Annotated in this window: 16 protein-coding genes; 7 read left to right on the forward strand and 9 right to left on the reverse strand. The window is 73.4% G+C overall.

Annotated features, from left to right (window positions below; translation table 11 throughout):
- The first annotated feature begins 115 nt into the window (after positions 1–115).
- From Actkin_RS26415 to Actkin_RS26425, 3 genes are all read left to right on the forward strand, one after another.
- A complete protein-coding gene (locus Actkin_RS26415) occupies positions 116–1,237 on the forward strand; it encodes a hypothetical protein (protein ID WP_258904644.1) in 1,122 nt (373 codons plus the stop codon).
- A 1,275-nt stretch (positions 1,238–2,512) separates the two neighbouring features.
- Positions 2,513–3,853 carry a TrkH family potassium uptake protein gene (locus tag Actkin_RS26420; protein ID WP_258904645.1) on the forward strand — a complete coding sequence of 447 codons (1,341 nt, stop codon included), beginning with the start codon at positions 2,513–2,515 and terminating at the stop codon, positions 3,851–3,853.
- A complete protein-coding gene (locus tag Actkin_RS26425) occupies positions 3,846–4,511 on the forward strand; it encodes a potassium channel family protein (protein ID WP_258904646.1) in 666 nt (221 codons plus the stop codon). The genes Actkin_RS26420 and Actkin_RS26425 overlap by 8 nt, the downstream gene beginning before the upstream one ends.
- 190 nt (positions 4,512–4,701) lie before the next feature.
- Here the strand turns inward: Actkin_RS26425 and Actkin_RS26430 are convergent, their stop codons facing one another.
- Positions 4,702–6,429 (reverse strand): glycosyltransferase, encoded by a 1,728-nt coding sequence (locus Actkin_RS26430; RefSeq protein WP_258904647.1) that lies wholly within the window; start codon positions 6,427–6,429, stop codon positions 4,702–4,704.
- A complete protein-coding gene (locus Actkin_RS26435) occupies positions 6,426–6,836 on the reverse strand; it encodes a DUF6653 family protein (protein ID WP_229787732.1) in 411 nt (136 codons plus the stop codon). The genes Actkin_RS26430 and Actkin_RS26435 overlap by 4 nt, the downstream gene beginning before the upstream one ends.
- Before the next feature lie 71 nt (positions 6,837–6,907).
- Here Actkin_RS26435 and Actkin_RS26440 point away from each other — a divergent pair, with 71 nt between their 5' ends.
- Together Actkin_RS26440 and Actkin_RS26445 are read left to right on the forward strand one after the other, a co-directional pair.
- Positions 6,908–7,357, forward strand: coding sequence for a GbsR/MarR family transcriptional regulator (locus Actkin_RS26440; protein ID WP_258904648.1), 450 nt, complete (start codon positions 6,908–6,910; stop codon positions 7,355–7,357).
- Positions 7,358–7,406: 49 nt separating this feature from the next.
- Positions 7,407–7,688: a hypothetical protein gene (locus Actkin_RS26445; RefSeq protein ID WP_258904649.1), complete on the forward strand. Its 282-nt coding sequence runs from the start codon at positions 7,407–7,409 to the stop codon at positions 7,686–7,688.
- On the opposite strand, the gene Actkin_RS26450 is transcribed toward Actkin_RS26445, so the two are convergent.
- The 5 genes from Actkin_RS26450 to Actkin_RS26470 all read right to left on the reverse strand — a co-directional run bounded on the left by Actkin_RS26450 (position 7,670) and on the right by Actkin_RS26470 (position 12,607).
- Positions 7,670–8,407 (reverse strand): class I SAM-dependent DNA methyltransferase, encoded by a 738-nt coding sequence (locus Actkin_RS26450; RefSeq protein WP_258904650.1) that lies wholly within the window; start codon positions 8,405–8,407, stop codon positions 7,670–7,672. The genes Actkin_RS26445 and Actkin_RS26450 overlap by 19 nt on opposite strands.
- A 145-nt stretch (positions 8,408–8,552) precedes the next feature.
- Positions 8,553–8,840, reverse strand: a complete 288-nt coding sequence (locus tag Actkin_RS26455; RefSeq protein WP_189214033.1) for a hypothetical protein — start codon at positions 8,838–8,840, stop codon at positions 8,553–8,555.
- A gap of 261 nt (positions 8,841–9,101) precedes the next feature.
- Positions 9,102–9,416: a DUF3040 domain-containing protein gene (locus Actkin_RS26460; RefSeq protein ID WP_189214032.1), complete on the reverse strand. Its 315-nt coding sequence runs from the start codon at positions 9,414–9,416 to the stop codon at positions 9,102–9,104.
- A gap of 54 nt (positions 9,417–9,470) precedes the next feature.
- A complete protein-coding gene (locus Actkin_RS26465) occupies positions 9,471–11,969 on the reverse strand; it encodes an alpha/beta hydrolase domain-containing protein (RefSeq protein ID WP_258904651.1) in 2,499 nt (832 codons plus the stop codon).
- Between the two features lie 86 nt (positions 11,970–12,055).
- The gene (locus Actkin_RS26470; RefSeq protein ID WP_258904652.1) at positions 12,056–12,607 is read right to left on the reverse strand and encodes a QsdR family transcriptional regulator; all 552 of its coding nucleotides are present in this window, start codon (positions 12,605–12,607) and stop codon (positions 12,056–12,058) included.
- 84 nt (positions 12,608–12,691) lie between these two features.
- On the opposite strand from Actkin_RS26470, the gene Actkin_RS26475 reads away from it, so the two are divergent.
- Positions 12,692–13,297, forward strand: a complete 606-nt coding sequence (locus Actkin_RS26475) for a class F sortase (RefSeq protein WP_258904653.1) — start codon at positions 12,692–12,694, stop codon at positions 13,295–13,297.
- A 76-nt stretch (positions 13,298–13,373) separates the two neighbouring features.
- On the opposite strand, the gene Actkin_RS26480 is transcribed toward Actkin_RS26475, so the two are convergent.
- Both Actkin_RS26480 and Actkin_RS26485 read right to left on the reverse strand, forming a co-directional pair.
- Positions 13,374–13,694: a hypothetical protein gene (locus tag Actkin_RS26480; protein WP_189214126.1), complete on the reverse strand. Its 321-nt coding sequence runs from the start codon at positions 13,692–13,694 to the stop codon at positions 13,374–13,376.
- 289 nt (positions 13,695–13,983) lie between these two features.
- Positions 13,984–14,922, reverse strand: a complete 939-nt coding sequence (locus tag Actkin_RS26485) for a hypothetical protein (RefSeq protein ID WP_258904655.1) — start codon at positions 14,920–14,922, stop codon at positions 13,984–13,986.
- Between the two features lie 283 nt (positions 14,923–15,205).
- On the opposite strand from Actkin_RS26485, the gene Actkin_RS26490 reads away from it, so the two are divergent.
- Complete coding sequence (locus Actkin_RS26490) at positions 15,206–16,168, forward strand: DNA polymerase domain-containing protein (RefSeq protein ID WP_258904656.1); 963 nt, start codon at positions 15,206–15,208, stop codon at positions 16,166–16,168.
- The last annotated feature ends 1 nt before the right edge of the window (position 16,169 follow it).

A 16,169-nucleotide genomic window follows, 5' to 3' on the forward strand; every position in this document is an offset into this window, starting at 1 on the left:
TGAGCGGAGGCGCCCTGGTCCCGGTACTGCCGGGAGCAGGGCGCCTTCGTCCTGTGTGGACGTGCGTCCGTCCGGCGGATCACCGGGGGGCTGGGTTCGGTGGATACTGGCCGTCATGCGGATGGCGCGTGCGCTGGTGGTCGCCGCGGTGGTCGTCGGCGGGTGCGGGACCCCGCTCACGTCCCCGTTCAGCCGGGTCGACCTGCCGCCGGGGCTGACCCCGGTCGTCCTGGCCGCCGACGGCGACTCCCTGCTGGTGGGCGGGCAGTGGGCCGACCGCCCGGTGGTCCCGGGTCTGCTGCGGTTGGGCGCGGACCGGCGGCCTGTCGAGGTCCCGTTGACCCCGGCGACCCCGTACGGCGGGTTGGCGGAATGGACCTCCCTGACAGCCGATGACGGCCGCATCCTCGCCATAGGCGGCAAACGCGGCGGCGCGCACGGCAACGTGCGCTGGAGCGTGTGGACCGGGACGGCCGCCGGGGTGGCCGAACGCAAGCAGGCGGCGGGCGCCTTCGGCAGCTACGGCGCGGGCGACCTGATCGGCGGCGCCCTGCCCGACGGCGGCCCGGTCGTCATAGGCACCTGGGAGAACGCCCGCACGGCCATGGACGTCGCGGCGTGGACGATCGACGAGGCACACACGGCCACCCGCCTCCCGTCGGCGGGCACGGCCCTCGAGAGCACCGCCGCGGAGATCGTCTTCCCCACCGGCGTGTCGGCCACCGACCGGTCCGTCATCGTCTCCGGCTGGCAGGTCGACACCGCCTCCGGCGCCCAGACCCCCGTGATCTGGCACTCCGAGGCAGGCGCGACCGGCTGGACGAAAACCCCACTCCCCGACTCCGGCGCCACCGCCATAGCCGACGCCGTCACCTGCCACCCCACCTGCACCACCACCGGCCGCACAGACCACACCGCCGCGGTCTGGCTCCGCAACGGGACCACATGGACCCGCCTCCCGGACATGCCCGCCACTCCCACCACCGACCAAACCCCCCTCCCCGCCCCCATGTGGCTCGACGACCGCCTACTCGTAGCCGTCCCCCACGAGACCGGCATCCGCCTGCTGTCATGGCGCGCCGGAACCTGGACCACCCACGAAACGGGCCTACCGGGCACCCCCACAGCCCTGGCCCGAGCAGGCGACCACCTGTACCTACTCACCACCGACAACGAAACCCGAACCCTCTGGCACACCCCGACCACCACCCTCACCAGCGACACAGAACCCCGCTAACCACCCACCCCACCGCTGACCAGCCGACCAACCACCCACCTGCAGACCAGCCCCCTGACCAACCACCCACCCGCGGACCAGCCGCCCGACCAACCACCCACCCACAGACCAGCCCCCTGACCGACCACCCACCCACAGACCAGCCGCCCGACCACACCCCGCCCACCGCCCTGCCCCACGCCGCACCCACCAGAACACCAGCCACCGCTGGAGCCCAGACGCCCCGACCACCACCGTTCGTCCCCACACCTCCGCCCCGACCCGGACCCAACTCCGCCCGCCTCCGGCCCCACCTCCGACGCCGACCCTCGACCCGAACCCCCAACCCGCCCCGTCGCCAGCTCCCGACTCGTGCCCCCATCCTCAACCCAACTTCCAGCGCCGGGACCGGCTCTCGCTCCGGCCCCCGACTCAGGGCCCACTCCCGCCCCAACTCCGGCTCCCGCCCCAGCCCTGCCCGGCCCCCGCCCTAACCCGGGCTCTCGCTCCGGCTCCCGACTCGCGCCCCATCCCCACCAACTCCGGCCCCGAACTCCGCCCCGGCTCCCGACTCGGGCCCCATTTCCACCCCAACTCTGGCTCGGGTCCCTGCCCGGCCACGTCTCCGGCCGTCGCCCCGGGCCCTCTCCCTGGTCCCGGCCTGGGCCCACCCCCATCCCTCCCCAAGTCCGGCCTCGGTCCCCGACTCGGGACGCCCGTCCCCGCCCCAACTCCGGCTCAGGCCCCTGCCCGGCCACGACTCCGGACGTCGCCCCCGGGGCAATGCCCCCGCTCGTCCCCCCAAATGGGCCCATCCTCGCCTTGATCCCCGCCCCCGCGCCCACCCCTGCCCGGCGGTGCACCACCACAGCCCCCACACCTCCGCACTCCGGCGCCCCCGCGCCACACGCGACCTCCACCCGCCGAAGCACAGCGCGGCAATCCCCACAGGCCGTGCGGCCCACCAGCCACCGCTCCGCGCGTCCCGCCATCGTCGGAACGTCGCCAGCGATCTTCCGCAGCCGCCCCTTCAACGACGCCGTCCCGCGTTAAGAATCCGCCGCCACGGTCCCGGCCTTCTCCGCGCGCGCAGCCACAATCCCCACGGCACACCGCCCCACCACGCGTTAAGGACGTGTCAATCACACCCTCATCAGGGAGACGTCCTCCGTGGACTCGTGTGACCCTGTGACGCCCCCGTCGTGCTGCGGTGGGGTGGGGGTGCTGGTGCAATGGTCCCGCCTGCGGGACGGATCGGGTGGGACGGGTGGGGTACGGGCAGTCGGGAGCTCGGCGATGAACAGGCGGGCGGGGATCGGGCATCCGGCGCGGCTGGTGGTGGTCGGGTTCGGGGTGGCCGTGGTGGTGGGGACGGCGCTGTTGGCGCTGCCCGTCGCCACCGAGTCCGGGGAGTCCGCCGGGCTGGTCACCGCGCTGTTCACCGCCACCTCCGCCGTCTGCGTCACCGGGCTGGTCGTGGTCGACACGGAGAGCCACTGGTCCACCTTCGGCGAGGTGGTCGTGCTCGGCCTCATCCAGGCGGGCGGGCTCGGCATCATGACGCTCGCCTCGCTGCTCGGCCTGCTCGTCGCGCGGCGGATGGGGTTGCGGTTGCAGTTGACGGCGCAGGCGGAGACCAAGACGATCGGGCTGGGCGAGGTCCGCGCGGTCGTGCGGCGGGTACTGGCGATCAGCGCCGTCGTCGAGCTGCTGACCGCGGTCGTGCTCACCACCCGCTTCGCCACCGGCTACGACATGCCCTGGGGCCGCGCGGTCTACGAGGGGGTCTTCCACGCCATCTCCGCGTTCAACAACGCGGGCTTCGCGCTCTACGCCACCAGCCTCACGCCCTTCGCCACCGATCCGTGGGTCAACGTCCCGGTCATGCTCGCGCTGATCACCGGCGGCCTCGGCTTCCCGGTGCTGTTCGAGATCGGCCGCAGGCTGCGCGGCCGGACGCGCCGCTGGTCCCTGCACGCCCGCATCACGCTGACGACCTACGCCGCGCTCGTGGTCGTCGGCGTCGTCGGGATCACCGTCATCGAATGGTCCAACCCGGACACCCTCGGCCCGCTGGGCGTCGGCGGCAAGCTGCTGGTCGGCGCGTTCCAGGGGGTCACCCCGCGCACCGCGGGGTTCAACACCGTCGACATCGGACAGCTGAACTCCGGCTCGCTGCTGCTCACCGACTTCCTGATGTTCATCGGCGGCGGCAGCGCGGGCACGGCGGGCGGGATCAAGGTCACGACGTTCGCGCTGCTCGCGTTCGTCATCTACACCGAGGTCCGCGGCGAGCCCAGCGTGCACGTGGCGGGCCGCAGGATCGCCGCGGACGTGCAGCGCCAGGCCGTCACGATCGCCCTGCTCGCCGTGGGCGCTGTGGCGGCCGCGACCCTGACCCTGCTGCTGATGACCGACTTCACCCTCGACGCCGTGCTGTTCGAGGCGGTGTCGGCGTTCGCCACGGTGGGGCTGTCGACCGGCATCACCGCGTCCATCCCGCCCGCGGGCCAGCTGCTGCTGGTCGGGCTGATGTTCCTGGGCCGGGTCGGCCCGATCACCCTGGCGGCCGCGCTGGCCCTGCGCGAGCGCGCCCGCCGCTACGAACTACCCGAGGAGCGACCGATCGTTGGCTGAGAAGAAATCCGCCGCCCGGGTCGTCGTCGTCGGCCTCGGCCGCTTCGGCGGCTCGCTGGCCCGCGAGCTGACCGCGCACGGCGCCGAGGTGCTGGGCATCGACACCCGCCCGGACACCGTCCAGCGCTACGCCGACGCCCTCACCCACAGCGCCGTCGCCGACACCACCGACGAGACCGCCCTGCGCCAACTCGGCGTCCCGGACTTCCGGCGGGCGGTCGTGGCCATCGGCAGCGACATGGAGGCCAGCATCCTGACCACGGCGCTGCTGGCCGACTTCGCCATCCCGCACATCTGGGCGAAGGCCACCAGCCGCCAACACGGCCGCATCCTCGAACGCGTCGGCGCCCACCACGTCGTGCTGCCCGAGCACGACATGGGCGAGCGCGTCGCCCACCTGGTGACCGGCCGCATGCTGGACTACATCGAGTTCGAGGACGACTACGCCATGGTCAAGACCCTCGCCCCGGCCCAGGCGGTCGGCGTCCCCCTGGGCCACAGCCGCCTGCGCACCCACCACGGCGTCACGGTCGTCGCGGTCAAGCGCCCCGGCCAGGACTTCACCTACGCCACCGCCGAGACCGTCGTCGAACACGGCGACGTGCTGATCGTCGCGGGCCGCACCCACCAGGTGGAGACCTTCGCCGACCTGACCTGACCCGGTGGTTCCGGACGAACGCCGGACGCGGCACAAGCGGCCCCACATCGCGCGGCCGCGGACGATCGCCTCCAGACGAGGCCACAGGTCGTCCGTGATCAGCGATGGCGTTTGGGGCCGCGGGCGGAATCGCTGGTTACTCGTAGGCGGCCCCGGCGACCTCGCACGCCGCCACATCGCAGCCGCCCACTCAGCGCCGGACGATCGCCTCCAGCCGGGCCACGGCCGTCTCGACGCCGCGCTCGGCGCGCACCCGCGCGCCCAGTTCGGCCGCTCGGTCCGCGACCTCCGCTGACAGGGCGTGCTCGATCGCGGCGGCGAGGCGGTCGGCGTCGAGCGCGCGCTGATCGATCGGGGCGGGCGCGACGCCGAGCCGGTGCAGTCGCCTGCCCCAGAACGGCTGGTCGCCGACGAACGGGCAGACCACCTGCGGCCGCCCCGCCGCGGCCGCCGCGGCGACCGTGCCCGCCCCGCCGTGGTGCACCACCGCCGCGACCCGGGGGAACAACCGGTCGAACGGCGCCTCGGCCACCGCGAACACATCCGGCCCCTGCTCGGCGGCGAGCCCGCCCCACCCCGTGCCCAACACCACCCGGACACCGACGGCCCGAGCCGCCCGCACCACCGTCGCCGTGGTGGCCGCCGGATCCGGCCCGGACATGCTCCCGAACCCGACGAACACCGGCGGCGCCCCCGCGTCCAGGAACGCCGCCAACTCCGCCGACAACCCCCTCCCCGACGACGCCACCCCAGGCGGCAACGCACCCCCCAACGGCAACGCCCCGCCCGGCCCCTGCCCCACCTCCGACGACAACCCCGCCCCAACCTGCGAACCACCCTCGGACGACCGCTCCACCTCCGACGACGACCCGGCCCCGACCTGCGCCCCGGACAACCGCCCCGCCTCCGACGGCGACGCCCCTCCACCCTGCGACCCAGCCCCGGGCGACTCCCCCGCCTCCGACGACAACCCCGCCCCAACCGGCCACCCACCCTCGGACGACCGCTCCACCTCCGACGGCAACCCAGCCCCGACCTGCGACCCAGCCCCGGGCAACCGCTCCACCTCCGACGGCAACCCGGCCCCGGCCAGCGGCACACCCCCGGATGACCGCCCCGCCTCGGGCGGCAACCCCGCCCCGACCTGCGACCCACCGCCGGACGACAGCCCCACCTCCGGCGGCACCCCCGCCGCCGCCGACCCGTCCCTCCCCGACGGCGAATCCAGGAACCAGTACCCCGTGACCTCCGCACTCTGCGGCCAGTCGGCGGGGCGGGGCAGGATGTGGCGGCTGACGGCGTGCAGCACCGGGGTGGGCGCACCGTCCGGGGCGCGCAGCGGGTCGTGCCTGCCTGGGCGGCGGGACAGGCCGATGGCTGCCCGCCACCGGTCCACCGTGCGGGCGAAGGCCAGCGCCGGGCCCTTCATCCCCAGGTACGACGCCCGGTTGAGCGAGCCCGGCAACCAGGCGGGCAGCGCCTGCCCCGGCCACGGGAACTCCCGCGTCGGCACGAACATCGGGATCGGCAGGCCCAGCACGGCGGGCCTGCCCAGCCGTTCGGCCACGTGCTGGCCCGCGATCACCTGCCCGTTGTGCACCACCACGTCCGCGCCCTGCGACGCGACCGTCCAGCAGTCGTCCAGCACCTGGCCGAACAGCGCGGGCAGCCGCCGGGCGAGGGCGATCCGCGCCCGGAGGCCGCCCGAGGCGACCTCGCCGAGCACGCCGGCGTCCAGCAGCCGCAGCGGCCCGTCGTCGATGCCCGCGAACGCCACGCCCGCCCCGCCCACGAGGTCGGCGAAACGGCGCGGCGCGGCGACCACCGCGTCGTGCCCCGCCTCGGCCAGCCCCCGCGCCAACGCCACGAACGGCTGGACGTCGCCGCGCGTGCCCAGGGTCATGATCAGCGCCTTCACCGGGTCACCGCCTCGTGATGGCGGACCATGAGCTCCCAGTACGCCATCAGCAAACCCATCTGGACGGCCATCGCCCCCGCCGCGAGCGCGGGACGCCTGCGCCACGCGCCCGCCGCGGCCAGCACGCCCGCGAGGGTCGCCGCCGCGTTGACCGCCATGGCCGCGTCCCGGGGCCGTTCGCCGATCCAGTGCTCCTCGCCCAGCATCGCCCGCGACGCCCACGCCGTGGTGTCGCGGGGCTTGCCGAACACGACCGGGTTCAGCGCGAACCAGGCCCCCACGACCGCTGCGTCGCGCCACCGCCGGGTCCAGAACGGAAGCAGCGTCAACGGCGTGGTCGCCCACCTGGACCACGCGCTCAGCGGATGGCAGTGCCGGGCGAACACCCACCTCTTCACCGACGTCATGCCGCCCACCCTACGAAATCTTCTGAAAGTTCCGAAGATTCGGACGAGTTAGGATTCCGTCAAGGAGGACGATGAGCGAGCACACCGAGGCCGCCGAGCGGCTGGCCCTCACCCTGACCCGCGGCGGGCTGCAGCGGATGACCGCGCGCACGCTGGCGATGCTGCTGTTCAGCGAGAACGAGACGACCACCGCGGGCGAGCTCGCCGACGCGCTCGGCGCCAGCCCCGGCTCGGTGTCGACCGCGATCAAGGCGCTCGCCTCCGTGGGCCTCATCGAACGCGTTCCCCGGCCCGGCAGCCGCCGCGAGCACTTCCGGTTCCCGGACGAGGGCTGGGCGCGGCTCATGTCCGCGCAGAACACGGTGGTCCAACAGATGTGGGAGGCCGCCGAGACGGGCATCCGCACCGCGGGCGCGGACAGCCCGGCGGGCAGGCGGCTGGCCGACATGCGCGACTTCTACGCCCACCTGATGCGCGAGCTGCCCGCCGTCATCGACCGCTGGCGCGCGACACGCGCATAACCCCTCGCTCCCGGGTAACCACCACCACCCGTCCCGACGAGGAGGTCCGATGACCGACCGCATCCGCTCCGAGCAGCAGGAGTCCCTCGACCCCGCCCCGAGCCCGAGGCGTGAGGACCGCACCGGCCCGTCCCCGCAGTTCACCGACCCGGACGGCGGCGGCGCGCCGTCGGACACCGAGGCCACCGAGATCGCCGAGGACGCGGGCAGCGAGGAGTCCGCGGGCCCGGAGGACCAGGCGATGCGGATCGAGGAGGACCCCGACGCCAGCGGCCGCACCGGCGACGCGTCCTCCGGCTACCTGGACGACGGTCAGGCGTCGAGCTCGTAGACGCTGACGTGCCGCCAGCTGTCGGCGGTGAACGGCTCGCGGTTCCACCCGCCCCAGCGGTGGCGCAGCCGCAGGCCCGCGATCCGGGCCATCAGGTCGAACTCCGGCGGGTGGGCCAGGCGCAGCCGGATCGGGCTGAATCGGGGCCCGTCGGTGTCCAGATGGACGTGGTTGACATCGAGGATCTGCGAGACCGGGTCGTAGCGGCAGACGCCGAACTGGATGTGGTCGACGTCGAAGTCCTCCACGTCGATGAACTGCCGCTCGCGCCGGGCAGGCGCGGTCGGCACCCGGCACTCCAGGACGAACACGCCGTCCGGGTCCAGGTGGCGCGCGGCGTTGGCGAAGCAGCGGACCTGCCCGTCCTGGGTGAGCAGGTTCCCGATCGTGTTGAACACGAGGTACACCAGGCCGTACCGCTTGCTGGTGCCGACCTCGGACATGTCGCCCATGGTGACCTCGACGGCGTCGCCGCCCGGCTTCGCGCGCATCCGCGCGACCATCGCCGAGGACTGCTCGATGCCGTCGACCCGCACGCCCGCGGCCCGCAGCGGCAGGGCGATCCGCCCGGTGCCGACGGCGAATTCGAGCGCGTCGCGCCCAGCCGCCATTCCGGCGAGGAACCGCACCGTTTCCGCCTCGTCGCCGCGCACGCTGCTCGCGTCGTACCCGACGGCGTCCTTCTCCCCGAAACTCGTCCTCGGATCGAAACCGCGCACTCGTCGTCCCCTTTCGGCGGGTGATCGACTCCGACCCTAGGCACACCGCGGACGGCGCTGCCACCGAGTTAATTCCGCCAGCACGCCGAGCACCCCGCGGACCTGCTGGTCCACGGGGTGCTCGGTCGCCGATCGGAGGATGAGATCAGTCGCTGATCTCGTCACCGGTCCAGATGGTGCCCTCGACACAGCGGTCGAACTCAGTCGGGTTGAGGATGTTCGCCGCCACGGCGACCAGGCCCACCGCGATGTTGTTGTTCGTCAGGCAGATCGGGACGTTGACGTTCTCCAGGACCTCGGTGTCGTCGACGTTGATCAGACCGACCTGCTCGGCGTCGTCCCCGTTGTCGTCGTGGCCACCGGCGGACGCGATGCCGCCGATCATCATCAGGCCAGCCACGGCCGATGTGACGAATCCAGCCTTCTTCAGCACTGCACTAGCTCCTTACACTTCTATGATGATCACCAACGGAGCACCTTGACAGATCACGATGTCCGCAGCGGAAAGCTACTCGATGACGGCCGGACATTTCCGTCCACAATCGCCAATCGGGTGAGAATGTCACCTGTACGAGTCAATAGCGCCTTTTATGGCGAACCGAGCGGAATCAGAACCGCGTGCGGATCACCCGATCGCGTCGGCCAGGCGACTTGCGCGGCGGGGCGATCGGGGTCGACTGAGCACAGTGGACGGTCAGGCCACGGGCGGGGCCGCGCCCCACGACTGGCCCGCGCTCGCCACGCCCGAGCGCGGGCGCGGGGACGGGGCGAGCAGGGCCGTCGTCGCGCCCGCCATCGAGCACACCACCAGCAGCGGGGCGTCGGCGAACAGCCCGACGACGGCCATCAGGGCCGCGAGCACCACCAGCACCATCCGGCTGCCGTGGTCGGGTGAGGGCACGGGGGCGGTCTGGAACGCGGCGACGACCTCGGGAGCCTCCTCGAGCAGGTGCCGCTCGATGTCGTCCAGCCTGCGCTGTTCGTGCCTGTTCAGTCCTCGGAAGTCCACGGCACACCACCTTCGCCCACCGGTCTATCCGGTTATTGACGTGCCCGCTGGGCGTCAGGGCGAAACCACCCTCGCGTGGTCGCTGAACTGCACGGTGACGCCGTGGGCGTCCGACGGCCAGGTGGGGACGTTGACCGTCCGCGTCCGGGCCTCCCCGCGCGGGGTCTGGGCGACCGCGACCGTGCCGTCGGCCTGCGGCGACGCGGGGACGTGCAGGTCGGCGGCGGTGAGGAAGGGCAGCGAGCCGAACGGGTGCGGCGGGGCGGCCAGGTCGGTGACGCCGTCGCAGCCGTCGTCGAAGGCGAAGGCCGCGATGACCTGCCGCACGGGCGGCGCATGTGCAGGGGTCAGCACGTCCACCCCGCCGATCCGCAGCCGGTCAGCGCCCGCCCACCACTCCCGGTTGCGGGTGACGGTGACGGCGGTGTGGCCCGCGCAGCGGTCCACGTGGTCGCCGATCCCGCCGGGGCCGGACACCGGCAGCCGCACGAACCGGTCGTCGCGCTCGAACGGCTCGAAGTAGAAGTGGTGGACCGGCAGTCCCGGGCGCACGAGCGCCAGCTCGTAGTGTTCGCGCCCGTTGACCCGCAGCGGCCCGAACGACCCGTCCGCCGCCAGCGCGACGGCGTGGCGCCGGTGCTCGCGCGCGCCGGTGCGCGGGTCGACCCGCCACACCTCCAGCGTCCCGGCGACCCCGCTGTTCTGCGGGAACAGCACCGCCCGGCCCGCGATCACGACCCGTCCCGGCGGCTCGGGCAGCACGGCGGTGGTGACGGGCGCGCGACCGGTCAGGAAGGCGTGGATGTGCCCGAAGCTCTCCGCCGACGTCGTCGTCTCGGTGTGCCCGAGGTGGGTCAGGCGCACGTTGACCGCACCGCCGATCGAGCCGCCGGGCTGGAGGTTGCCCCACAGAGCCAGCGTCGGGACGTCGCCCGGCGGCGCCGCGCTCGACCGGCCGTCGACGTTGACGTACCGGCGCACGGTCGCGGCGCGGGCGGGGTCGGCGAGGTAGGCGTGCATGACCGTCGTGCCCCGGGAGTGCGCGACGACGTCCACCTTCTCCGCCCCGGTCCGGGCGAGCACGTCGGCGATGTGCGCCCGCAGGCCGGACACGGCGTGGTCGTTCGTCGGGACGGTCGTGTCGTACTCGAACGCGGACAGCAGGTCGGGGTCGTGGCCGTTGACGGCGAACCGCTTGGCCTGGGACTGCCACTGCTGCGCCGACCCCTGCTGCCCGTGCACGAACACCACCGGAGCCTCCCGGTTCGCCCAGGCGTCCTCGGGCAGCAGGTACCCGGCCCGGATGTTCGCCCGGTCGGCGGCGACGACGGCCGCCGCGTAGCGGCCGGGGCTCGGGTAGAGGCGGGCCAGCAGGTCGTCGTCGAAGGGCTCGTGCGAGCCGAAGAGGAAGCAGAACGACTCGCCGCTGTTGTCCCCGGTGTTCAGGGCCGTCGGCGCCGCCACCTGGGACAGCCGGATGCCGCCCACGGCCAGTCCGAGCGCGTCGCGCCGCTTGGTCACCCCGTCGGCCTCGAACGCCAGCGGCGCGGCGACCGGCGGCCGGACGCCGCGCTCGACCCAGCGCCGCAGGTGGTCGTACGCGGCGGCGGTGACGTGGTGCATGGGCACGCGGCTGAACGGCGGCCGGTCGCAGTCGTACGTCGGCGCCCCGCCGAGGTCGCGCTCGGAGATCGGCGCCCGGTAGACCTGCCCCTCGTGGCCGGAGTGCGCCGCGCCCGCCACCTCCCAGCGGCGGAACCGGTCGGTGTCGGCCGGGCGGCGCGCCGAGCGGACGTCGGTCTCCGACAGCACCTGGAACACCGGCTCGGCGCCCCGCCGCGTCGGCGCGGGCCCGACCACGAACGCGTACCCGTCGAAGACCGGCTCCACCTGCGGGAGGACCTTGTCGTAGAGGACCGTCATGCGGGACGCGGACTGGGAGGCGCCCACGGCCAGCAGCGTCCGCGCGCCCAGCGCGTCGCCCACCGCGCGGCCCGCCTGGGCGAAGACGTCGTAGGACAGCTCGTCCCCGGTGAACCGGCCGCCGCCGGTCACGTCGAGGCCGCCGTAGCGGGCCGGGCTCCAGCCGCGCAGGTGGTCCACGCCCACGCGCTGGGCGGACACGCCGACCCAGGCGTGCCCGGCGCGGGTGACGGCCTCGGCGTTCCACAGCGCGTCCAGGTCGTACCCCGCGGTGACGTTCTGCCACTCGACCAGCGCGGTGCCGCTGAAGCGGCGCGGGTCCGCAGGCCTGCGCACGATGACCCGGGTCGTGAAGGGCACGTCGGTGGCCACCGGCGCGCCGTCGGTCGACCACCCGTCGGCGAGCCCGGAGAGGTGGAACTCCTCCTCGACGTATCCCGCCGCCCGCAGGTCGAACGGCGTGGAGAAGAACGGATACGTCTCGGCGATGTCGTCGGCGAGCCGGTCGCCGGGCACCGCGCCGGGCAGGGGCCCGCTCAGCCCGGGCGGGTCGGCCGCCGCGGCGGTCGCGGTGATCGGGAGCAGGACAAGGGCGCACACCGCGGCGGCCGCCCGTCGACACAGCGTCATGGGGTCTCCCTGGTTCGACGTGCGCCGAACGTAGCGACGGACGCGGGGCGGGGACCAGAACCCGGCGCGAGCGTGCGACGGCCGTCTCAGGGTGTCAGCAGGGCCCGCGCGGCGCGCTCGGCCAGCGCGAGGTCCACGCCGCGGCTGCCGAACAGCTCCGCGTACAGCGCGGACTCGACGATCCGGACGTAGAGGAAGGCCAGCTGGTCGAGCTGGTCGGCGGGCCACGCGCCCGCCTCGGCGAGGATCTCCCGCTGCGCGGCCACGGCGCGCGCGTGCACCCCGCCCGCCGCGTTGAACAGCACCCGCGCCGCGGTCTCCGGCTCGGCCAGCAGGAACGCCCGGAAGGGGCCCGCGGCGCGCAGCTGCGCGGTGAACAGCCGGGTCACCTCCAGGACCCCGTCGACCCCGCCGCGCAGGCGGGAGCGGCGGGCCGTGGTCAGCAGCCGGTCGCCGAGGCGCCAGAGCACGTCCCCGAGCAGGCCGTCGCGGGTGTGCACGACCCGGTAGAGGGTGGCCCTGCTGATCGCCAGGCTCGCCGCCAGCCGGTCCATCTCCACGGTCGCGTTCCGCAGGAAGAACCGGCAGGCGCCGACGACGACGCGCTCGTGGTCGACCACCCGGCGCGGCCCGGTCATCCTCGGTCCTCCTGCCTACTCGGTCGGGGCGCCCATGGTAGCGGTGATTTGCCGGTCGACCAGCGGATCCTTACCCTGGCTCCCGTGCTGCCGCGTCGAGTCTGCTGTGGAGCGTCGGTCATCGCCGTGCTGGTGGCCGCGACGGCATCGGGCGTCGCCCCGAGGCCGGAGCCGGTGGTGGCTGCGCCGGTCCCGTGGACCGAGCCCGCGCCCGCCATCGCGGTGAAGGCGCGCCCCGAGGTCGCCGTGCCCGCCGAGGTCCGCTTCCCGCGCCTGGGGATCAGCTCCTCGCTCGTCCACCTTGGACTGCAGCCGGACGGCCACGTCGAGGTGCCGCCGCTGCGGACCCCGGGCCAGGCGGGCTGGTACGCCCTCGGCGCGCGGCCCGGCGAGGTCGGCGCTGCGGTGATCCTCGGGCACGTGAACGCCTACCGGCGGGCGGGGGTGTTCCTGCGGCTCGCCGAGGCGCGGCCCGGCGACGAGATCGTGGTGACGACCGAGGAGCGCGAATCGCTGCGGTTCGTCGTCCGCGAGGTGGAGACGGTGGCGAAGGACCGGTTCCCGTCCACCCGCGTGTACGGGCCGACGAAACGGCCGGAACTGCGGCTGGTCACCTGCGGCGGGGCATTCGACCCGGCGAACGGCCGCTATCTGTCCAATGTGATCGTCTACGCGGTTCTGGCCCCCTGAAAAGGGAAAAGCCCCCCGGGCTCGGCGTGGCCACGAGCCCGGGGGGCGCTCACCCGCTTCCGCAGCGGGCGGGCGGTCAGTCGGAGACCTCGTCACCGGTCCAGATCGTGCCCTCGACACAGCGGTCGAACTCGGTCGGGTTGAGCAGGTTCGCCGCGACGGCGACCAGGCCCACCGCGATGTTGTTGTTGGTCGCGCAGATCGGGATGTTGACGTTCTCCAGGATGTCGACGTCGTCGACGTTCACCAGGCCGACCTGCTCGATGTTGTCGTCGCGGTCGATGGTGCTCGGGCCGTCCCAGTCGTCGTCGCACATGCCCGGGCAGGCGAACGCGGTCCCGCCGATCATCATGAGTCCCGCGACAGCGGACGTGACGATTCCAGCTTTCTTCAGCACTGCTCCAGCTCCTTAGCCTATGGATGATCATCAGCGAACCGGTTGACGCATGAGGGGTCCGCATGGGGAAACCTACTCGAATCCGACCGCGCTTCTCCGTCCACAATCGCCGATCGAGTGAGAACGTCACCCGGTCGAGTTGATCCCCGAGCCGATCCCTGCGCAGAGCGATCAACAACGGGCGTTGAACACCGTGTCGAGATCGAAAATCAACCAATCGTGGCGGCCAGTTGGCTTGCTCGGCCGGACCACCGGGGAAATCCGACACGCTGGCGAACGTTTCGAGGTGTCATGCGGCGACTGTCCGGTGTAGAACGTCCGCGTTGCGCTTGACGATGACAAAGTCCAGAACGCGACCGACCGAATCCGCTATCCACGAAAGGCGATACGTGAGAACTCGCCGACTTTTCGCCGCTCTCGGCGTTCTGGCCGCGCTCGCCATGGTCAGCACACTGCCCGCGTCCGCCACCGAGCCCGGCTGCGGCGTGGGGCCGTGTGACCCGCCATCGCAGTGCTCCGGACCGTGCGAGGCGGGCGATCCGCCGCAGCAGTGCTCGGGCCCGTGCGAGCCCGGCGACCCACCGGGGCAGTGCTCCGGGCCGTGCGAGCCCGGCGACCCGCCGGGGCAGTGCTCGGGACCGTGCGGGCCGCACGGGCCGTCGGAGCCGTGCGAGGGACAGTGCGAGAACCCCTCCCCGTGCGACCGGGAGTGCCAGCCGACCCCGTCGAACCCGCCCAACCCGTCGCAGCCGTGCCAGTGCACGACGACGACCACCCCCACCACGCACACCACGCCGGGGACCACCACGCCGGGAACGACGACTCCGGGCACCACCACGCACACGACGCCCGGCACCACCACCCACACCACGCCGGGCACCACCACGCACACCACCCCCAGCACGACCCACACGACGCCGGGCACCACGACGCCCAGCACGACGACGCACACCACTCCCAGCACGACCCACACCACCCCGAGCACGACCCACACCACTCCCAGCACGACGCACACCACCCCCAGCACGACGGTCTCGACGACGACGCCGTCGACCACCACGCCGGGGACCACGACTCCGGGGACCACCACCCCGGGAACCACCACTCCCGGCACCACCACGCCGGGCACGACCACCCCCGGCACCACGACCCCGGGCACCACCACCCCCGGGACGACCACGCCGGGCACGACCACGCCGGGGACCACCACCCCGGGCACGTCGACCACTGACACCACCCCGCCGGGAAACGGCAACGGCGGCAACGGCCACGGCAACGGGTCCATCGTCCCGCTCGGCGCGCCGGAGACCGGCGGCGGCGTGACGCCGTCCTCGTCGGCGCTCCCGTGGCTGGGCGTGCTCGCCCTGCTCGCGGGCATCGCGGGCGGCGGCATCTGGCTGGCCCGCATGCGGCGCGGCCAGGCCTAAGCGGCCGGTGAACGGGGGGAAGGGTGAGCCGCCCTTCCCCCCGTTCCGCGTGTCGGAGGGGTCCCGGGCGGGTAGCCCGCCTGCGTGGGAACCGGCGTCAGGGCCTGGTCGGAAGCCGACGCGGACGAACTCGCCGCGCTCGACCGGCTCGGCGCGACCGGGACGTGGGCCATCGGCGGGCGGCGGCTGCGCCTGACCAACCTGGACAAGCAGTTGTTCCCCGGCGATCCACCGGTCACCAAGCGCGATTTCATCCGCTATCACGCGGTCGTCGCCCCGTATCTGCTGCCCTATGTGGAGGGCCGACCGGTCAACACCCACCGCTACCCCGACGGCGTTGACCGGCCCGGCTTCTGGCACAAGGAGGTCCCCGACCACGCGCCGGACTGGCTGACCCGCTGGCACAACACCGAGGCCGACGCGGACGAGACCCAGTGCTACGCCGTGCTCGACAGCGTCGCCGCCCTGGTCTGGATGGCCAACTTCGGCGCGATCGAGCTGCACCCGTGGACCTCCCGGCTGCCCGACGTCCACCAGCCGACCTGGGCGCTGATCGACATCGATCCGGGCGAGAGCACCACCTTCGCCGACATCCTCGACCTCGCCCGCCTCTACCGGGCCGGGCTGGCGCACCTGGGCGTCGACGGCATGCCGAAGGTCACCGGCCAGCGCGGCGTCCAGATCTGGGTCCCCATCCGCGCCGGTTACACCTTCGACGACACCCGCGAATGGGTCGGCAAGCTGTCCCGGGTGGTGGGGCGCGTCCGCCCGGAGCTGGTGAGCTGGCAGTGGTACCGCGACCGCCGCGGCGGCCTCGCCCGCCTCGACTACACGCAGAACGCGATCAACAAGACGCTCGTCGCCCCGTTCAGCGCCCGCCCGCGGCCGAACGCGCCGGTCTCGGTCCCGATCGCCTGGGACGAGCTCGACGACCCCGACCTGCGCCCCGACCGCTGGACCATCCGCACGGTCGTCGATCGGCTGCGCGAGACCGGAGACCCGCTGGCCCCGCTCGTCGGCCGGGCCCAGGATCTGCCCGAGCTCTGAG

The sequence above is a fragment of the Actinokineospora sp. UTMC 2448 genome (assembly GCF_024760565.1).
In the GTDB taxonomy this organism is placed as follows: domain Bacteria; phylum Actinomycetota; class Actinomycetes; order Mycobacteriales; family Pseudonocardiaceae; genus Actinokineospora; species Actinokineospora fastidiosa.

Coding starts and splice junctions, on each gene's coding strand:
- Actkin_RS26415 (WP_258904644.1), top strand. CDS start 116: ATGCGGATGGCGCGTGCGCTGGTGGTCGCCGCGGTGGTCGTCGGCGGG.
- Actkin_RS26420 (WP_258904645.1), top strand. CDS start 2,513: ATGAACAGGCGGGCGGGGATCGGGCATCCGGCGCGGCTGGTGGTGGTC.
- Actkin_RS26435 (WP_229787732.1), bottom strand. CDS start 6,836: ATGACGTCGGTGAAGAGGTGGGTGTTCGCCCGGCACTGCCATCCGCTG.
- Actkin_RS26440 (WP_258904648.1), top strand. CDS start 6,908: ATGAGCGAGCACACCGAGGCCGCCGAGCGGCTGGCCCTCACCCTGACC.
- Actkin_RS26445 (WP_258904649.1), top strand. CDS start 7,407: ATGACCGACCGCATCCGCTCCGAGCAGCAGGAGTCCCTCGACCCCGCC.
- Actkin_RS26465 (WP_258904651.1), bottom strand. CDS start 11,969: ATGACGCTGTGTCGACGGGCGGCCGCCGCGGTGTGCGCCCTTGTCCTG.
- Actkin_RS26470 (WP_258904652.1), bottom strand. CDS start 12,607: ATGACCGGGCCGCGCCGGGTGGTCGACCACGAGCGCGTCGTCGTCGGC.